The following is an 18,534-nucleotide window of genomic DNA, read 5'->3' as shown; positions in this document are numbered from 1 at the left end:
TCAATGCAGCGATTCTAGGGTGCGCAACACATCGGGCAAAGCCGGGCGCGTTTCCAGCACACGGCCCCAGCCCTGGGCGCGCGCGGTCTGGGCGATGCGCGGGTGGGTGGCCAGGGCACGGGCGGCGGCCCAGTCCTGGCCGGGCAGCAGCGCGGCCAGGTGCGCCAGCGCCTCGGAGCTGCTGAACAGCCACCAGGCCCCAGCGGCGGTCCAGGCGCGCGCCTGGGCGGCGTTGGCGGAGGTCCAGACCGGTGCGCGGCGCTGGTAGGCCACGCAGCGGCCGACCTGGCCGCCGGCGGCGGCGCACTGGCGGGCCAGCCAGTCGCGGCCGGCGTGGCCGTCGCCCGAAACGCCGTGCACGATCAACAGCCGGTGGCCGGGCCGCACCTGCGGCGCCACCCGCGCCCACAGCGCTTCGGAGTCGAACTGCGCGGCATCGGGCGGGGGCTGGTCGATCTGGCCGAGCGGCACGCCGGCCAGGCGCAGGGCCCGGGCGGTGCCGGGGCCGGGGGCCCAGCAGCGGGCGGTGACGGCCGCCGCGGCCGGTCCGGGCGCCGACCAAAAACGGTCCACCGCCTGGGCGCTGACGAACATCAACGCGTCGAAAGCGTTGGTCTGGCGGCGGATGTGGGCCAGGGCTTCGGCGTCGGGCGGACCGGCGATGTCGATCAGGGGCAAGGCATGGGCCTCGTGGCCGGCAGCGCCCAGCGCCTGCACCCAGGTGGCGGCCTCCCGCGCCGGGCGGGTGACGACCACCAGGCTCATGCCGCCGGGCCGGGCGCGCCGGCGGCCCGCAGCAGGGCGGCCGCATGGCTGCCCAGCGCCTCGGCCGCGGCCAAGGAATCGAGCGCGGCCTCGGCCTGCACCCGCACCACCGGGCGCTGGCCGTCGGGGTCGCCCCAGGCCGCGTCCAGCCGCAGGCACGGGACCGCGGCGGCGGGGTCGCCCTGCCAGGTGGCAAACGCCGCCAGCGGCATGGAGCAACTGCCACCCATGGCGCGCGAGACGGCGCGCTCGGCCGCCACCGCCCACCAGGTGGGCCGGTGGGCCAGCGGCGCCAGGGCCGCGGCCACCTCGGGGCGCTGCACCCGCACCTCAATGCCCAGGGCGCCCTGCCCGGCCGCCGGCAGCATCTCGTGCGGCTCGAAAATCTTGCGGATGCGTGCGGCCAGCCCCAACCGCTTCAGGCCGGCGGCGGCCAGCACGATGGCGTGGTACTGGCCCTCGTCCAGCTTGCGCAGGCGCGTGTCCAAGTTGCCGCGCAGCGGCTCGATGCGCACATCGCCACGGCCCAGGCGGTCCAGGGCCTCGCGCAGCAGCACCACGCGGCGCAGGCTGGAGGTGCCCACCACCGCGCCCGGCGGCAGCGCGGCCAGGTCGGCGCAGTGCGGCGACACCCAGGCGTCGCGCGGGTCCTCGCGCTCCATCACGCAGGCCAGGTCGAAGCCGGGGGGCAGCTCCATCGGCACGTCCTTGAGCGAATGCACCGCCAGGTCGGCCCGGCCCTCTTCCAGCGCCACTTCCAGCTCTTTCACGAACAGGCCCTTGCCACCGACCTTGCTCAGGGCACGGTCCAGGATCTGGTCGCCCTGGGTGGTCATGCCCAGCAGGCCGACACGGTGGCCCTGCGCCTGCAGCAGCGCCCGCACGTGCTCGGCCTGCCACAGGGCCAGGCGGCTCTCGCGGGTGGCGATCGTCAGGGACAAAGGCGAAACGGCGTCGGACACGGGCATACCCCCCTCAAAACAAAGACCGGCGATGCTAGCACGCGCCCCCGGCCAGCACCTCGCGCACCGCGGCCAGCTGCCGGCGCGAGACGGCCACCGGCTCGTCCACCCCGTCCAGCCGCAGCCACCAGCCGTCGGCGGCGTCGTGGGCGTCTTCGGGCAGGCCGGCAGGGCCGTGGCCGCGCTCCAGCGACCGGATGCGGTGGCGCGCCACCAGGGCGTTGCGGTGCACCCGCAGCCAGCGCGGGCCGTGCGCCTGTTCCAGCTCGTGCAGTGAGCCGTCGAAAATGTGGCTGCGCTGCGGCGTGCGCACCGTCACGTACTTGAGCTCGGCCTTGAGGTAGACGATGTCGTTCAGCGGCACGCGCTCGGTCCGGCCGCGGTCGTGGATGAGCAGGAAATCGGCCTCGGACGGCGCGCCGGGGGCGGCCGGGCGCTGCCCCAGCCAGCGCTGGGCCTTGTCCAGGGCCTGTTGCAAGCGCTCGGGCCGCACCGGCTTGGTCAGGTAGTCCACCGCCTCCACCTCGAACGCCTGCAGCGCGTGCTCGGCATGGGCGGTCACGAACACCACCGCCGGCGGCTGCGGCCGCTGGCGCAGCCGGCGCGCCAGCTCCAGCCCGTCCATGCCGGGCATGTGGATGTCGAGCAGCACCACGTCCCAGGCCTGGTGCTGCAACTGCTCCATGGCCTGCACCGCCTGCGCCGCTTCGCCGACGCTGGCGGCGGCCGGCCCCCCCACCGTGCCAAGGGCATGGCAGTCGGCCAGCAGGGCGCGCAGGCGCGCCCGGGCCAGCGGCTCGTCGTCCACGATCAACACCCGCAATGGCATGGCCCCACCTCCCTGTCGGTCAGGGCTGCCCGGCGCCGGCGCGGCGGCCGTGGGCGGCCCGATAAAATTGTCGCTTCCGCGCTTGCGCCCATTCTTTCAAAAAACGCCGCGCTTGTCTGCGCCCGGCCCGCACCACACCATGTCTGCCAACCAACTCGACACCAAATCCCAAGCCTGGTCCGCGCTCTTTTCCGAGCCCATGAGCGAGTTGGTCAAGCGCTACACCGCCAGCGTGTTTTTCGACCAACGCCTGTGGCAGGCCGACATCGCGGGCAGCCTGGCCCACGCCGACATGCTGGCCGCCCAAGGCATCATCGGTGCCGACGACCTGGCCGCCATCCAGCGCGGCATGGCGCAGATCACGCAGGAGATCGAAGCCGGCGCCTTCGAGTGGAAGCTGGACCTGGAAGACGTGCACCTGAACATTGAGGCGCGCCTGACCCAGCTGGTGGGCGACGCCGGCAAACGCCTGCACACCGGCCGCAGCCGCAACGACCAGGTGGCCACCGACGTGCGCCTGTGGCTGCGCGGCGAAATCGACGTGATCCGCGGCCTGCTGAGCGAATTGCAACGGGCGCTGGTGGACATTGCCGAACAGAACGTGGACGTGATTTTGCCGGGCTTCACCCACCTGCAGGTGGCCCAGCCGGTGAGCTTTGGCCACCACCTGCTGGCCTACGTGGAAATGTTCGCGCGCGACGCCGAACGCCTGGCCGACGTGCGCCGCCGCACCAACCGCCTGCCGCTGGGCAGCGCCGCGCTGGCCGGCACCACCTACCCGCTGGACCGCGCCCGTGTGGCGCGCACCCTGGGCATGGTCGATGAAGCCGGCGAGGCCCAGCTGTGCCAGAACAGCCTGGACGCCGTGAGCGACCGCGACTTCGCGATCGAATTCACCGCCGCCGCGTCGCTGACCATGGTGCACATCAGCCGCCTGAGCGAAGAGCTCATCATCTGGATGAGCCAAAACTTCGGCTTCATCCGAATCGCGGACCGTTTCACCACCGGCAGCTCCATCATGCCGCAGAAGAAGAACCCCGACGTGCCCGAACTGGCGCGCGGCAAGACCGGCCGGGTGGTGGGCCACCTGATGGGCCTGATCACCCTGATGAAAGGCCAGCCGCTGGCCTACAACAAGGACAACCAGGAAGACAAGGAACCGCTGTTCGACACGGTGGACACCCTGAAGGACACGCTGCGAATCTTCGCCGAGATGATCGGCGGGCAATTGAACCCGGCCACCGGTGAGAAGGAAGGCGGCATCACGGTGAACCGCGAGGCGATGGAGCAGGCGGCCCTGAAGGGCTACGCCACCGCCACCGACCTGGCCGACTACCTGGTGAAAAAGGGCGTGCCCTTCCGCGACGCGCACGAGACCGTGGCCCACGCGGTCAAGGCCGCCACCGGCCACGCCTGCGACCTGTCGGAGCTGCCGCTGAACGTGCTGCAAGGTTTCAACCGCCTGATTGAAAAAGACGTGTACGAGTGCCTGAGCCTGCGCGGCAGCCTGAACGCCCGCAACACCCTGGGCGGCACCGCGCCGGCCCAGGTGCGGGCACAAATTGCCCGCCACCGCGCCCGCCTGCAGGGCTGACCCGGCTTCAGGCCGGCAGGGCCGGCGCCAGCTCCACCCGGTTGCGGCCGCCGTGTTTGGCCTCGTAGAGCGCGGCGTCGGCCCGGTCCATGAAGCGGTTGAGGCTGAGTTCGCGCGGGTCGAACGCGGCCACGCCGAAGCTGGCGGTGTAGCGCAGCGTGTCGCCGTAGGCGTGCAGTTCGCTGCTGGCCACGGCCAGGCGCATGCGCTCGGCCACGCGCACCGCCTCGGTCACCTCGGTGTTGGGCAGCAGCACCACGAATTCCTCGCCACCCATGCGGCCGATCACGTCCACCTCGCGCACCTCCTGCGCGATGGTGTGGGCAAAACTGGCCAGCACCGAGTCGCCCATGGCGTGGCCGTAGGTGTCGTTCACGGTCTTGAAGTGGTCGAGGTCGATCATGATGAGCGACAGCGGCAGGCCGTAGCGCAGGGCGCGCTGCATCTCGGTTTCGGCCGACTCGGTGAAGGCGCGGCGGCTGGACACGCCGGTCAGCGGGTCGATGCGCGCGGCCATTTCGGCCGCCTCTTTCTGCCGGCGCAGTTCCTGCGTGGCCACCTGCACCTGGGCCCGCAGTTCCTCCTGGCTCAGCGCCACCCGCTCGGCCATGGCGTTGACGCCCAGGGCCAGCGGCTCCATCACGCCCGCGCCCTCGGCGTCGGCCCGGGCGCTCAGGTCGCCGCCGGCAATGCGTGCCACCACCGCGCTGACGTGGTTGAGCGGCGCGGTGACGCTGGAGGCGATGAAGCTGGCCACCACCGCCGCCAGCAGCAGCGCCAGCACGGTCACGGCCACCGCCCAGAGCAGCACGTCGTTCTTCTGGCGCTGCAGCGCGTCCAGGGTGAACTCCATGACGACGTGGCCCATCAACTGGCCGCGGGGGTGGGCGGGCCGGGTGGCGCCGTCGTTCCAGTAGGGGTCGTCCGACACCAGCAGCGTCAGGTACACCGGCTGGATGACCAGCAGGTTCTGCTCGGTGATGCGCAGCAGCGCGTCGGGGCCGAACTCGGGCAGCGGATACGACAGCTTGCCGGCCAGGCGTTTGCCGTCGGGGTTGAGCGGGTACACCGCCACGCCGCGCATCTGCGGGTCGCCGGCCAGGTTGGCATCGACCAGGCGCTGCAGGCTGTCGCCGTCGCCGGCGAACAGGGGAAATTCGGCGGCGCCGCCCAGCTGCTTGGACGCGGTCTGGGCCCGGTCGCTCAGGGCGGTGGTCAGCTCGCGGCCGTGGCGTTCCAGAAAGCCGAACAGCAGCATCAGCACCACGATCACCGCCGGCAGCGCGGCGGCCAGCCACAGGCGCAGCCGGATGCCCAGGGCCTGGTTGCGGGTTTTCATGGGCGACCCTCCTGGCGGCGCAGGGCGGCCTCCAGCTCGGACGCGCTGCGCAGGTCCAGCGACAGCGAACGCGCCACCTGCTCGTTGACGGCCACGGCAAAGCCCTGGGCCAGCGCCGGCGCAGGCAGCGCGCGGCCGGCCTGCCACTGACGCAGGGCCTGCAACACCTGCTCGGCCACCGCCTCGACCGGGGTGTGCAGGGCCAGGGTGGCGCCGGCACGGACGTGGCCGGCGGAATAGCTCAACAACGGCACGCGCTGGCGGTAAGAGGCGATCAAGATGTTTTGCAGCGCTTCGGCGCTGAACAGGGACGGGTCGGGCAAGGCCAGAAAGACGTCGGCGGTTTGCAGCACGGTTTGCAGGGCGGGGTACAGCTCGGCCGCGGGCGTGTCGACCTGGGCCTTGACGGCTTGCAGGCCGCGGGCCTGGGTGGCGCGGTCCACGGCCGCCTCCTGCGACCGCGAGGCGGGCCCCAGCAGCACCCCCACCCGGCGGCGCTGCGGCAAGGCCAGCCGCAGCAGGTCCAGGCAGCGCTCCACCGGCTGGTCGAGCCAGACGGCCGACGAACCTCTGGGCAACTGGGCCGCCAGCGGGCGGTGGGCGCTCTGGGGCAACAGGGCGGCGAGGATGGGCACGTCGGCCCAGGCGGGCGACTGGGCGGCGCGTTGCTGGGCTTCGCGCAGGGCCTGCACCCCCAGGGTCAGCACCAGCGCCGGCAGGGTGGCCGGGGCCGTCTGGCCCACCCGCACCGCGAAGGTCAGGCCCAGCCCTGCCCCGCCGCGCTGCAGGGCCGCGCCCAGGGCAGCGTACACCCCCCCGGCGTCGGAAGACAACACCTCCACCCCACCCCGCTGCGCCCAACCGGCCACAGGGAAACCACTCGCCGAGACGACCGCGGCGGTCAACAGGCGGCGGCGGTGGGTGTTCAGCTCAGAACTCCAGTTTCAGGCTGGCGTAAGCCCGGCGGGTGAACACCGACGGCACCCGACTGGTGAACTCCGCCTGGTCGCCCCCCAGGGCCTGGACGGTCACGGCGGCTTCGGCACGGGTCTGGCCCAGCCGAAACTGCTTGGCCACACGGACATCGACCTGCTGCGTGGACGGCAGACGGGCGGCCTGGGTTCTCCAGGTCATGCCACTGTGGCCGTGGTACAGGAAGGAGACATCCCAGTCGTGGGGCAACTGCTGGAACCAGGCCAGAGTGGTGAGCTGGCTGGGCGGCAAGCGTTCGGTGTAAAAAGTGGCCGGCAGCCCCGCCGGACGCAGCAAACGGCTGAAACTCTGGTTCAACAGCACGCGCGAGCCCGACCAGGGCTCCCAACTGAGCTGGTACTCCAGGCCCCGCACGCGCAGGCTGGAACCGTTGGCAAACTCTTCCACCTGCCACGTCACCAATCCGGGAACGGAAAACACGTAGCCGTTGCGTTTGGCCACCTGCTGCGAGAAGCGCTCCTCGTAGCCGCGAACGTCCAGACTGAGACGGGCCTCGGGCCAGCGGCCGTAGTAACCGACCTCGTAGGTGGCCAGACGCTCTGGCTCGATGGTTTGGCGCGATTGCAGCAAAGGGAGGTCAAAACTCTCCAAAGGCGCAGGCAGTGGGACGTGGACGCGGTAATCCCCGTACTGCTCCAGCAGGGTCGGCGCCCGTTTGGCCCTCGATGCGCCCAAACGCAGCGTGTGGTCGGGCGAGGGCTGGTAATTGAACATCAGCCGCGGGGCGCTGTACACGCCCGACCCCTCGTCGTCGCCCACCAGCCAGCCGGCATTGAGCAACCACCGGTCGGTGAAGCGCCACTCGGCGTTGCCAAACACGCGCCACTCGCGGTTGCGAACCCGCTCCCCCGTGTAAAACAGCTGCGGCGACACCGCGCTGTCCTCCTTCCAGCCTGCGCCCCACACCCCACGGAGGTCGGGGCCCAGGGACTTCTGGTGCTGGAATTCGGCATTGAGTCGCCGGTCGTTGTAGCTGGTGCTGACCACGACCGGCACGCCCAGGCTGGTGTTGACGAAAGCGTCGCGGTTGCGGTCCTCGTCCCAGGAAAAAGACCACTGGAACTGCTCGTCGCCCGCCCAGCGATGGACCCCGGTCGCACTGACGAAGCGGTTGTCAAAGTCCACCGAGCGCACCGGGTTGCCCGAGCTGGCGGGTTCGCCATCCCCGAGGCGGCTGTTGGTGAGTCCCGCCTGCAAGGTCACATCGACGCCCGGCGCCCACTGAAAATCGCCCCGCCATTTGAGCGAGGTCTGCCGGGTGTCGTCGTTGACGAAGGCATAGCCGGTGTCGCTGCGCTGGGACAGGCTGAGGCGCTGGGCGGCGCTGGCGTCGCCCCAGCCGAGCCGCACGTGGGCGTCACCAATGCCGGCCTGGCCGCGTGTCACACCGACACCGTGGCCCAGCGTGTCGAGGGCGTGGCGGGTGATGACGTTGATGACACCGAACAGGGCATTGGCGCCGTAAGCGGCCGAATTCGAGCCGCGCAGCACCTCGATGCGCTCCACGTCTTCCAAAGCCACCGTGGCCATGCCGCGGTTGGTGCCACCGAGGTAGGTGGACGAATACACCGACCGACCGTCCACCAGCACCAGGTTGCGGGTGCCGAAGTCGTCGATGGGGGCGTGGTAGGCGGCCACCGGGTTGGCGCCGTTGTAGCCCGACACCATGTAGCCCGGCACCAGCCGCAGCACGTCGGCCAGGGTGCGGGCGCCGGAACGCCGGATGGTGTCGCGGTCGATCACTGTGACCGCGCCGGGCGTGTCACTCAGGGGCTGGGCCAGACGGGTCACGGTCAACACCACCGGCACCGGCTCGAAGAAGTCGTCCTCGGTCATGCCGGTGTCGGCCTGGGCCGATGCGGCCGCCAGCGCCAGCAGCGCCCAGCCCAGCCGCGCCCGGCGGGCGTGACGCGGCGTTGAAACAGACAAACGTGATCGGTGGCGCATGACGAAAATACCGGCGGCGGCGGGGCTCCCTGGATGACAAAACGCCTATCTTACCTGCCCGCCCGGGCCAAAAAAAACGCCGGCACGGGGCCGGCGCGGGGTGCGGTGCAGGGGCGCGGCTTCAGCGGAAGCGCGGCTGCGGTTTGGTGGCCAGCTCGCCGTCCAGGGTGGCCAGGTAGTTGGCGATCTGCTTGAGTTCGGCCAGGGTGAACTGCTTGGCGATGCCGCCCATGATGGGGTTGGCGCGGCCGACCACGTTGCTGTTTTCGACGGTGTAGGCCTTCAGGGCCACGTACAGGTAGTCGGCGTGCTGGCCGGCGATCTTGGGGTAGCTGGGGTCGATCGGTTTGCTGAAGTTGGCGCCGTGACAGGACACGCAGGCGCCCTTGTCGAGCAGGGCCTGCACCGCGGCGCTGGGGGCCTTGACGGCCTCGGGCGCGGTCACGCCGGGGTTGTGGCCGGCGTAGAAGGCGGCCAGGTCGGCGATGTCTTGCTCGGTCAGCGAACCGGCGATGCCGCGCATGCTGGGGTGCTTGCGCTCGCCCTTCTGGTAGGCCACCAGGGAGGCGGCAATGAACTTGTCCGACTGGCCCGAAATCTTAGGCACCTTGTGGATTTCGGGGAAGCTGTTCTGGTAGCCCGGGATGCCGTGGCAGCCGATGCACATGGCGGCCTTGGATTCGCCGGCCTTCACATCACCGGTGACCTGCGCGGTGGCGCCGAACGACAGGGCAAGGGTCGCGCTGGCGACAACGGTTTTCAGCAGGGTAGACAACGGTGTGTTCATTTTGCAAGCACAATCAGAAGGACGTTTGACAAAAATCAACGCGCGATTATATAGACTCGTGCGTCAGCACCAACCCCCGCCCTGCCGCGCCCACGCCCATGAAATTCACCGGCTCCCAGAACTACGTCGCCACCCAGGACCTGATGCTCGCGGTCAACGCGGCCATCACGCTCAAGCGCCCGCTGCTCGTCAAGGGCGAACCCGGCACCGGCAAGACCATGCTGGCCGAGGAGGTGTCGGCGGCCCTGAACATGCCCTTGCTGCAGTGGCACATCAAATCCACCACCAAGGCACAGCAGGGCCTGTACGAGTACGACGCGGTCAGCCGCCTGCGCGACAGCCAGCTCAACGACGACCGGGTGCACGACATCCAGAACTACATCGTCAAGGGCGTGCTGTGGCAGGCCTTCACCGCCGAGCAGCCGGTGGCGCTGCTGATCGACGAGATCGACAAGGCCGACATCGAATTCCCGAACGACCTGCTGCGCGAGCTGGACCGCATGGAGTTCTACTGCTACGAAACGCGCGAGCTGGTGCGCGCCAAGCACCGGCCGCTGGTGTTCATCACCTCCAACAACGAAAAAGAACTGCCCGACGCCTTCCTGCGCCGCTGCTTTTTCCACTACATCAAGTTCCCCGAAGCCGCCACGATGAAGCATATCGTGGACGTGCACTTCCCCGGTCTGAAGGACGAGCTGCTGACCGCGGCGATGAAGACCTTCTTCGACGTGCGCCAACTGCCGGGGCTGAAGAAAAAGCCCTCCACCAGCGAGCTGCTGGATTGGCTGAAATTGCTGATGGCCGAGGACATTCCGGCCGAGGCGCTGCACAGCCCCGACCAGAAGGTGAGCGTGCCGCCGCTGGTGGGCGCGCTGCTGAAGAACGAACAGGACATTGCCCTGTTCGAGAAGCTGGTGTTCATGAACCAGCGCAACCGCTGACACCCCACCACCATGACCGCCCCGCCCTGGCCCGACACCGTGACGCTGCACGGCCAGCACGTGCGGCTGGAGCCGCTGTCGCCCGCGCATCTGGGCGACCTGCAGGACGCGGTGCGCGACGGCGAGCTGTGGCGGCTCTGGGTCACCGCCGTGCCCACGCCCGAGGGCATGGCCGCCGAGATCGAACGCCGCCTGGCCCTGCGCGCGGCGGGCAGCATGTTGCCGTGGGCGGTGGTGTCGCTCCTGCCCGGGCCGCTGCAAGGCCGTGCCGTGGGCATGACGACGTACATGCACATCGACGCCGCGAACCGGCGGGTGGAAATTGGCTCCACCTGGTACCGCCAGGCGGTGCAGCGCACGGCGCTGAACACCGAGGCCAAGCGCCTGCTGCTGACCCACGCCTTTGAGACGCTGGCTTGCATCGCGGTGGAATTCCGCACCCATGCCCTGAACCAAGCCAGCCGCCGCGCCATCGAACGCCTGGGCGCCCAGCTGGACGGCGTGCTGCGCAACCACCAGGTCAACCGACACCCGGACGCCGGCGGCTCGCTGCGCGACACCTGCGTTTACAGCATCACCGCGGCCGAATGGCCGGCGGTGCGGGCGCACCTGCAGCACCAGCTCGCCCGCCCCCGGCCCCTGCCCGCCTGAACCCGGCCCCCACCCCATGCTGATCGATTTCTTCTACACCCTGCGCGCGGCCAAGCTGCCGGTGTCGGTCAAGGAATTCCTGACCCTGCTGGAATGCCTGCAGCAGGACGTGGTGGGCCCGCGCACGCCCGACGCCTGCACCCTGGACGACTTTTACTACCTGGCCCGCACCGCGCTGGTCAAGGACGAAAAGCACTTCGACAAGTTCGACCGCGCCTTCGCCGCCTACTTCAAGGGCGTGGAGCAGCTGGCCGACTTCACGAAGGAGATACCGGCCGACTGGTTGAAGAAAGAAATCGAGCGCCTGCTGAGCGACCCGCAAAAAGCCAACGCGCCCAAGATGGATTGGGACGAGCTGATGGAGACGCTCAAAAAACGGCTGGAAGAGCAGAAAGAACGCCACGAGGGCGGCAGCAAGTGGATCGGCACCGGCGGCACTTCACCCTTCGGCCACGGTGGCCACAACCCGCAGGGCATCCGCATCGGCGGCAAAGGCGGCAACAAAAGCGCCGTGAAGGTGTGGGACCAGCGCGCCTACCGCGACTACGACGACACCCAGGAACTGGGCACCCGCAACATCAAGATGGCGCTGCGCCGGCTGCGCAAGTTCGCCCGCGAGGGCCACGAGCTGGAGCTGGACCTGCCCGACACCATCCGCGCCACCGCGGCCAACGCCGGCTACCTCGACATCAAGATGGTGCCCGAGCGCCACAACAACGTGAAGGTGCTGCTGCTGATGGACGTGGGCGGCACCATGGACGACCACATCCAGCGGGTGGAGGAGCTGTTTTCCGCGGCCAAGAACGAGTTCAAGCACCTGGAGTTTTACTACTTCCACAACTGCGTGTACGACTACGTCTGGAAGAACAACCGCCGCCGCTACGCCGAAAAGTTCGAGACCTGGGACATCATCCGCAAGTACAACAAGGACTACAAGCTGATCTTCGTGGGCGACGCCACCATGAGTCCCTACGAAATTTTGCAACCCGGCGGCAGCGTGGAATACAACAACGAGGAAGCCGGCGCCGAATGGCTGCAACGCCTGACCCACGCCTTCCCCAAGTTCGCGTGGATCAACCCAGAGCCGCCCGGGGTCTGGCAGTACCGGCAAAGCATCGCCATCGTGCAACAGCTGATGGGCCAGCGCATGTACCCGCTCAGCCTGAAAGGGCTGGAAGAGGCCATGCGCACCCTGACCAAGTGACGCGCCGGCCCGCCTTCCCGACCGGCGCGGCCCGGCCACCTGCCACACGCCGGGCCTGGCTGGCTTGGGGCCTGGCTTGGAGCCTGTGCACCGGCGCCAGCGCCCTGGCCCAAACCGCGTCCGAACCCGCCCCCCCCGCGGCGGCCACCCGGGCCGAGGCGGAACGCGACGCCTTTGCGCTGGAGGTGGACGCCCCCGCCCCCTTCGACGGCCTGCTGCGCCGCCACCTGGAGCTGGTGCGCTTCCAGCGCCTGCCCGACCTGGGCCGCGCCGAACTGGAGCGGCTGCTGGCCCAGACGCCCGACGACGTGCGCCAGCTGCTCGGCACGCGCGGGCATTTCGCGCCCACGGTGGACCTGCACCTGACCGACACCGACGGCACGCCGCCCCGGGTGCGGTTGCGGGTGGTGCCGGGCCCGCTCACCCGCATCGCCAGCGTGCAGCTGATGCTGCAAGGCGCCGCCCAGACCGAGGCCGCCGCAGCGGCCCAGCGGCAAGGCCTGCAGGACGGCTGGGGCCTGCCGGTGGGCCAGCCCTTCCTGCAATCGGACTGGGACGGCGCGAAAAACCGGGCCCTGCGCGGCTTCACCAGCCAGCGCTACCCGCGTGCCCAGATCACCACCAGCCTGGCCGACATCGACGCCGCGCAATCGGCCGCCCACCTCTACCTGGAGCTGGACTCCGGCGCCGCCCACGGCTACGGGCCGGTGACCGTGCGCGGCAGCCGCCGCTACGACCCGGCCCTGGCCGAGCGCCTGGTGCGGCTGGCCGGCGTGCGCCCCGGCACCCCCTACGACGAGGCGGTGCTGCAAGCGGCCCAGCAGCGGCTGGTGGACAGCGGCTACTACGCCTCGGCCTTTGTGGTGCTGGGCGACGGCGACGACCCGGCCCACAGCCCGGTGGAGGTGCGGGTGCGCGAAGCACGGTTGCAGAAAATCACCGCCGGCGTGGGGGTGAGCACCGACAACGGCCCCCGCCTGAGCCTGGAACACACCCACCACCAGGTGCCCGGCCTGGGCTGGCGCGCGGTCAGCGGCCTGCAGCTGGAGGGCGATGCGCGCAGCCTGGGCACCGAGTTCAGCGCGCCGGTGGACGAACGGGGCTGGCGCTGGATCACCGGCGTGCAGTTCCAGCGCCAGCGCGACGACCCGCTGCTGACACGCAGCCAGCAGTGGCGCCTGGGCCAGGCCCAGGACGACCCGGCGCTGGACCGCAGCTTTTTCCTGCAGTACGACCGCGCCCGGGTGGACAACCCCGAGCTGGGAACGGTGGGCGAACCCGAGTCCGCGGTGAGTGCCCACTACGCCTGGACGCGCCGGCGCTTCGACAACCTCACCACCCCCACCCGCGGCCACGGCCTGGCGGTGGAACTGGGGCTGGGCGTCACCCTGTCGCAACAGCGCCAGCCTTATTTGCGCACCCGGGCCCGCTGGCAGGCCTACTGGCCGCTGGCCGCCGACAGCGCCCGGCCCAGCCGCCTGGCGCTGCGGCTGGAAGGCGGCGGCGTCTGGAGCCGCGGCAACACCCCGGTGCCCGCCACGCAGCGCTTTCTGGCCGGGGGTGACAACAGCGTGCGCGGTTACGGCCTGCGCACCCTCGGCGTGCCGCTGGCCGGCGGTGGGGTGGAAGCCGGCCGCTTGCTGACGGTGGCCAGCCTGGAATGGCAGCGCCCGGTGTGGCTGGACGGCGGGCGCAGCGCCTGGGAAACCAGCGTCTTCCTGGACGCCGGCGCGGTGGCCGACCGGGCCCGCGACCTCGACCCCCAGCTGGGCGTGGGCGCGGGCGTGCGCTACAACAGCCCGGTGGGCCCGCTGCAGGCCGACCTGGCCTACGGCCTGGACAGCCGCCGCCTGCGGCTGCACCTGAGCGTGGGGTTCACGTTTTGACGCACGACCCGCCACCGCCCCCAGCGGCCCCCGGGCCCGTCCCGCCACGGCGCCGCGGCTGGGCCGCCGTGGCCGGACTGGGCCGCGCCACCGGCTGGCTGCTGGGCCTGCTGGGCGCCGCCGCGGCCCTGCTGGCAGCGCTGGGCCTGAGCGCCTGGCTCTGGAGCGCCAGCCCCCAGTCGCTGACACAAACCCTGCAATGGGCCAGCGACTGGCTCGCCGAAGGCGACGAGCGCCCGCTGACCGTCGAGGGCGTGAGCGGCACCCTGCGCACCGGCGGCACCGTGGAGCGCCTGCGCTGGCAGCGCGACGGCCTGACGGTGGAGCTGCAAGGGCTGGCGCTGCGCTGGCCGGCCCAGCTCTGGACCGAGGTGCTGCTGCAGCGCCGGCTCACGCTGGAGACCGCCACCGTGGCCCAGCTGCGCGTGCGCGACGAACGCCCGCCCCAGCCCCCCGAGCCCCTGCGCCCCCCGGACAGCCTGGCCCTGCCGTGGCTGGCACAGGTCGGGCTGCGGCTGCAGATCGACGCGCTGTGGTGGGACACCGACCGCCCCGTGCGCCTGGGCCCGCTGCGCGCCCGTTACGACTACACCCGCCCCGGCGACGCCCCCGACGCCCCGCCCGAACACCGGCTGGACCTGCAGGAACTGGCCTGGCAGGGCGGCCACTACACCCTGCAGGCCCGGGTGCAGGCCCTGGCGCCCATGGCCCTGCACGCCACCCTGAGCGGGCGGCTGCTGGCCGAACGACCGGGCCACACCACACCGCTGCCCCTGCAGGCCGACGCCACGCTGCAAGGCAACCTGGCCGGGCCTGAGGCCGCCCTGCAACTGCAAGCCGAAGTGCGCACCGGCGCCCAGCCGGCCGTCGCCAGCGCCCCCCCCGCGCTGCAGGCCCAGGCCACGCTCCGGCCCTGGGCCCCGCTGCCCGTGCGCCAGGCCGACCTGACCCTGGCGCAACTGGACCTGGCCAGCTTGTGGCCCGGCGCGCCCCGCACCCGCCTGGGCGGCCGCTGGCAGGTGCGCAGCGGCGACACCCCCGCCGACGCCAGCACCCCCGCCCAGGCCCTGGCCACCAGCGACTGGCGCCTGGCCGGCAACCTGCACAACGACCTGCCCGGCCCCTGGGACCGCCAGCGCCTGCCCGTGTCGCAACTCGACACCGAGCTGCGCTGGCAAGCCGGGCAATGGCACTTGCCGCGCCTGCAAGCCCAGGCCGCCGGCGGCACCCTGCAGGCCCAGGGCCGGGTGCGACTGGCGGACGGCCAACCCGCCGCCTGGGAAGGCACGTTGCAGGCCCAGGGCGTGCGCGCCAGCGCCGTGCTGAGCACGCTGGCCGTGCAAGCCTTTGACCTGGACCTGAAAGCGCAACAGGCCGCGACCAGCCCTGCCGACACCATGGCGCCCCAGACCACCGCCACCCTGGCGCTGCGCCCCGCCGGCCCGCTGGCCACGGCCCGGGAACTGCCCGCCCCGCAGCTGCAGGCCAGTGGCCGCTGGCAAGCCGGCGCCCTCACCCTGGACACGCTGGCCCTGCGCGCTCTGGACGCCCAGGTGCAGGCCAGCGGCACCCTGCAAACCCAGCCCCCGGTCTTCGACGGCCAGGTCCAGCTGGACCTGCCGGGCCTGAACGCCCGCTTCGACGGCATCGCCGCCACCCCCGGCCCCACCCCGGCCCGCACCAGCGCGGCCCAGATCGCCCTGCGCGACGCCACCGCCCTGCACCGCTGGCTGCTGCAGACCGTGCAGCAACTGCAGCGGGCCTGGCCGCAGGCACCCTGGACCGCGCCCGTTTTGCAGGCCCTGCGCCCGCTGGACGTGCAAGGCGAAGCCCGCCTGGACGCCCACTGGCAGACCCCCCCACCCTGGTTCGGACCCGGTGGCCCGGGGCCGGCCGCGCCCTGGTCGCTGCGGCTGAGCGTGCCACGCGCGCAACTGCGCAGCGCCGACCCTGCCGGGCTGGACCTGGCGTTGCGCGACTGGCAGGCCGACGGCCAAGGCCAAGGCACCGACTGGCAACTGCGCCACAGCGGCCAGAGCGCCCTGGGCCAGGGCGACGGGCGCTGGCAGACCCGGCACACCTTGGCGCTGGACGGCCAGCTGCGGCGCGACCCCCAGGGCTGGGCCGGGCAAGCCCGCGTCCAGCAGCTTGAATTGCAGGCCCACAGCGCGGCCCAGCCTTTGGGCGCGCGCGTGGAGGCCACCGGCCAGCCCCTGCTGCAGTGGCTGGCCAACGGCGACCTGAGCCTGCAGCCCGGGGGCCTGCGCCTGCAGCCGGTGCCCAGCGGCTCGCGCGCCCTGCCACCGATGGCGGCCGGCCCGCTGACCCTGGCCTGGAGCACCACCCGCTGGACACAAGGCCGCTGGGAAGGCCAGGGTCAGCTGCAGGGGCTGGCGCTGAGCTGGCTCAACGCCGCCCTGAGCAGCGACGCCGCGCCGCAAGGCCCCCTGCCCCAGGCCGGGCTGGTGGGCGACCTGCTGTTCGACGGCCAGTGGGACCTGTCCCTGCCGCTCACGCCGGCGGCCGCCAGCGGTGCCCCGGCGCGCGCCCGGCTGCAACTGCAGCGCGCCAGCGGCGACCTGAGCCTGCTGTCCGGCAGCGGCCCGCAGGCCGAACGGCTGCGCGCCGGGCTGCAGGCCGCCAGCCTGGCCGTCGGCCTGGACGGCACCGCCCTGCAGGGCCGGCTGCGCTGGGACAGCCAGCAGGCCGGGCAGGTGCAGGCCGAACTGCACACCACGCTGGACGCCCCCCAGCCCCAGCGCCCGCACTGGAATTGGCCGGCCCAGGCGCCGCTGCGCGGGCAACTGCAGGCGCAGCTGCCACAAATCGGCCTGTGGTCGTCGCTGGCCCCACCGGGCTGGCGGCTGAGCGGCCGCCTGCAGGCCGACGCCACCCTGGCCGGCACCCGCGAACAGCCCGCCTGGCAGGGCCGCTTGCAGGCCAGCGAACTGGCCCTGCGCTCCCTGCTCGACGGGCTGGAATTCAGCGACGGCGAATTGCAGGCCAGCCTGTCCGGCGAGACCCTGACCATCGATCGGCTGCGCCTGCGCGGGGCCGGCGGCGGCACCGGCGGTTGGCTCACCGGCCAAGGCACGGCCACCTGGCCGCTGCTGCCCGGCACCGGCGCCGGCCCGCGCGAACCGGCCATCGACCTGCGGCTGCAGGCCGAACGGCTGCGCCTGCTGGCCCGGGCCGACCGGCGCCTGACCTTGTCGGGCGACGTGCAGGCCCAGCTGCGCGGCCCCCGGCTGGACCTGAGCGGGCGGCTCACCGCCGACCAGGCCCTGTTCCTGCTGCCCGACGAAACCACGCCCCGGCTGGGCAGCGACGTGGTGGTGCGCGGCACCGAGCGGCCGCCCGGTTTCGGCGCCGGCTCCCCGGTGCGCACCCAGGTGCGGCTGGAATTCCTGTTGGGCGACGACTTCCGCGTGCGCGGCCTGGGCCTCGACACCTACCTGAGCGGGCGGCTGCAGATCGCCGCCACCCCGCCGCAAAGCACGCCCCAGCTGACCGGCCAGGTGCAGACCGTGCGCGGCAGCTACCGCGCCTACGGCCAGGCGCTCAACATCGAACAGGGGCGCATCCGCTTCAACGGCCCGGTGGACAACCCGACGCTGGACATCCTGGCCCTGCGACCGCACCCGAGCCAGCGGGTGGGCGTGGCCATCGGCGGCACGGCCCAGGCCCCGCGCGTGCGCCTGTACGCCGAACCCGACATGCCCGACAGCGAAAAACTGGCCTGGCTGGTGCTGGGCCGCCCGGCCAGCGGCGCCGGCGCCGAGGCCGCCGTGCTGCAGCAGGCGGCGCTGGCCCTGCTCAGCGGCAGCGGCAGCGCCAACGACGGCAGCCTGACCCGCGCGCTGGGGCTGGACGAACTGTCGCTGCAGGGCGAGTCCACCAACGCGGACGGCAGCACCCGCGCGGCCGCGCTGACGCTGGGCAAACGCATCTCCAACGAGCTCTACGTGAGCTACAGCCGCAGCGTGACCGGCGCCCTGGGCACGGTGGCGGTGTTCTACGACCTCTCGCGCTACCTGACGCTGCGGGCCCAGGCCGGCGACGACAACGCGATCGACCTGGTCTTCACCCACACCTTCGACGGGCGCGCACTGCCGCCCCGAACGCGCAACGGCGACCGCCCGGCCGCGCCAGAGCCGACCCGTACAATCGCACCGACCTCGCCGTAGTTCAATGGATAGAACGGCCGCCTCCTAAGCGGCAAATACAGGTTCGATTCCTGTCGGCGGGACCAAACTTTAAGCCGGAAGCGTTCGCAGCCTTCCGGCTTTTTCTTTTTCTCATTGGTAAGGTTTCTATTTCGCTTCCGTGTACGTCCGCTGGAGTCTCCCACAATCCGGACATTTATGGGGGCACATTGGGGGGCACAAACTCCGAAAATGGGGGCACACGGTGAAGATGCCCCACCGCGGGGCGCCAGGTCTGCAAACACAGGCTTTCATATGCGAGGCCGGTACAAGGGCCACCGATGCAGGGAGTACCCCCCTCCCAAAACCCTCGCGCACAAAAATTTGGGGCACCGGTCGGTCTAGCCCATGGGCGTCCACACTTTTACTCCCCCCCTCGGGGGTGGGGGTTGACCTGGCGCAGGGGCAGTCACCAAGTCCAGGCCACGCGG

The 18,534-nt window shown here is 71.4% G+C and carries 13 protein-coding genes and 1 tRNA gene; 7 read left to right on the top strand and 7 right to left on the bottom strand.

What is annotated here, in order from left to right; all coding sequences use genetic code 11:
- The 3 genes from HA630_RS19020 to HA630_RS19010 are packed head-to-tail and all read right to left on the bottom strand — an operon-like array spanning nucleotide 1 to nucleotide 2,556.
- Nucleotides 1–765 carry a uroporphyrinogen-III synthase gene (locus HA630_RS19020; RefSeq protein WP_166836839.1) on the bottom strand — a complete coding sequence of 255 codons (765 nt, stop codon included), beginning with the start codon at nucleotides 763–765 and terminating at the stop codon, nucleotides 1–3.
- On the bottom strand, nucleotides 762–1,733 hold the full coding sequence (gene hemC / locus HA630_RS19015) for a hydroxymethylbilane synthase (protein ID WP_166836838.1): 972 nt from the start codon (nucleotides 1,731–1,733) through the stop codon (nucleotides 762–764). Before hemC ends, HA630_RS19020 begins: the two co-directional genes overlap by 4 nt.
- Nucleotides 1,734–1,761: 28 nt before the next feature.
- Nucleotides 1,762–2,556, bottom strand: a complete 795-nt coding sequence (locus HA630_RS19010; RefSeq protein ID WP_166836835.1) for a LytTR family DNA-binding domain-containing protein — start codon at nucleotides 2,554–2,556, stop codon at nucleotides 1,762–1,764.
- Between the two features lie 139 nt (nucleotides 2,557–2,695).
- Between HA630_RS19010 and argH the strand changes: the two genes are divergently transcribed.
- Nucleotides 2,696–4,150, top strand: coding sequence for an argininosuccinate lyase (argH, locus tag HA630_RS19005; RefSeq protein ID WP_166836833.1), 1,455 nt, complete (start codon nucleotides 2,696–2,698; stop codon nucleotides 4,148–4,150).
- Between the two features lie 7 nt (nucleotides 4,151–4,157).
- On the opposite strand, the gene HA630_RS19000 is transcribed toward argH, so the two are convergent.
- The 4 genes from HA630_RS19000 to HA630_RS18985 all read right to left on the bottom strand — a co-directional run bounded on the left by HA630_RS19000 (nucleotide 4,158) and on the right by HA630_RS18985 (nucleotide 9,216).
- On the bottom strand, nucleotides 4,158–5,489 hold the full coding sequence (locus HA630_RS19000) for a diguanylate cyclase (RefSeq protein WP_166836831.1): 1,332 nt from the start codon (nucleotides 5,487–5,489) through the stop codon (nucleotides 4,158–4,160).
- Nucleotides 5,486–6,322 (bottom strand): ABC transporter substrate-binding protein, encoded by an 837-nt coding sequence (locus tag HA630_RS18995; RefSeq protein WP_166836829.1) that lies wholly within the window; start codon nucleotides 6,320–6,322, stop codon nucleotides 5,486–5,488. The genes HA630_RS19000 and HA630_RS18995 overlap by 4 nt, the downstream gene beginning before the upstream one ends.
- 97 nt (nucleotides 6,323–6,419) lie before the next feature.
- Complete coding sequence (locus HA630_RS18990; RefSeq protein WP_166836827.1) at nucleotides 6,420–8,411, bottom strand: TonB-dependent siderophore receptor; 1,992 nt, start codon at nucleotides 8,409–8,411, stop codon at nucleotides 6,420–6,422.
- A 139-nt stretch (nucleotides 8,412–8,550) separates the two neighbouring features.
- Nucleotides 8,551–9,216 carry a cytochrome c gene (locus tag HA630_RS18985; protein WP_166836825.1) on the bottom strand — a complete coding sequence of 222 codons (666 nt, stop codon included), beginning with the start codon at nucleotides 9,214–9,216 and terminating at the stop codon, nucleotides 8,551–8,553.
- Between the two features lie 98 nt (nucleotides 9,217–9,314).
- Between HA630_RS18985 and HA630_RS18980 the strand changes: the two genes are divergently transcribed.
- From HA630_RS18980 to HA630_RS18955, 6 genes are all read left to right on the top strand, one after another.
- Nucleotides 9,315–10,157 carry a MoxR family ATPase gene (locus HA630_RS18980; RefSeq protein ID WP_166836823.1) on the top strand — a complete coding sequence of 281 codons (843 nt, stop codon included), beginning with the start codon at nucleotides 9,315–9,317 and terminating at the stop codon, nucleotides 10,155–10,157.
- A gap of 12 nt (nucleotides 10,158–10,169) precedes the next feature.
- Complete coding sequence (locus tag HA630_RS18975; protein WP_166836821.1) at nucleotides 10,170–10,808, top strand: GNAT family N-acetyltransferase; 639 nt, start codon at nucleotides 10,170–10,172, stop codon at nucleotides 10,806–10,808.
- Between the two features lie 16 nt (nucleotides 10,809–10,824).
- Nucleotides 10,825–12,012 (top strand): VWA domain-containing protein, encoded by a 1,188-nt coding sequence (locus HA630_RS18970; protein ID WP_166836819.1) that lies wholly within the window; start codon nucleotides 10,825–10,827, stop codon nucleotides 12,010–12,012.
- Entirely contained in the window at nucleotides 12,009–13,898 is a 1,890-nt protein-coding gene (locus HA630_RS18965; RefSeq protein ID WP_166836817.1) for a BamA/TamA family outer membrane protein, read from the top strand. The genes HA630_RS18970 and HA630_RS18965 overlap by 4 nt, the downstream gene beginning before the upstream one ends.
- A 68-nt stretch (nucleotides 13,899–13,966) precedes the next feature.
- On the top strand, nucleotides 13,967–18,085 hold the full coding sequence (locus HA630_RS18960) for a translocation/assembly module TamB domain-containing protein (protein ID WP_166836815.1): 4,119 nt from the start codon (nucleotides 13,967–13,969) through the stop codon (nucleotides 18,083–18,085).
- Nucleotides 18,076–18,150: transfer RNA gene (locus HA630_RS18955), tRNA-Arg, on the top strand. Before HA630_RS18960 ends, HA630_RS18955 begins: the two co-directional genes overlap by 10 nt.
- Nucleotides 18,151–18,534 lie beyond the last annotated feature (384 nt).

The sequence above is a fragment of the Aquabacterium sp. A08 genome, from assembly GCF_011742065.1.
The sequence above is the reverse complement of the archived record's forward strand: the minus strand, read 5'-3'. Positions and strand labels throughout refer to the sequence as shown.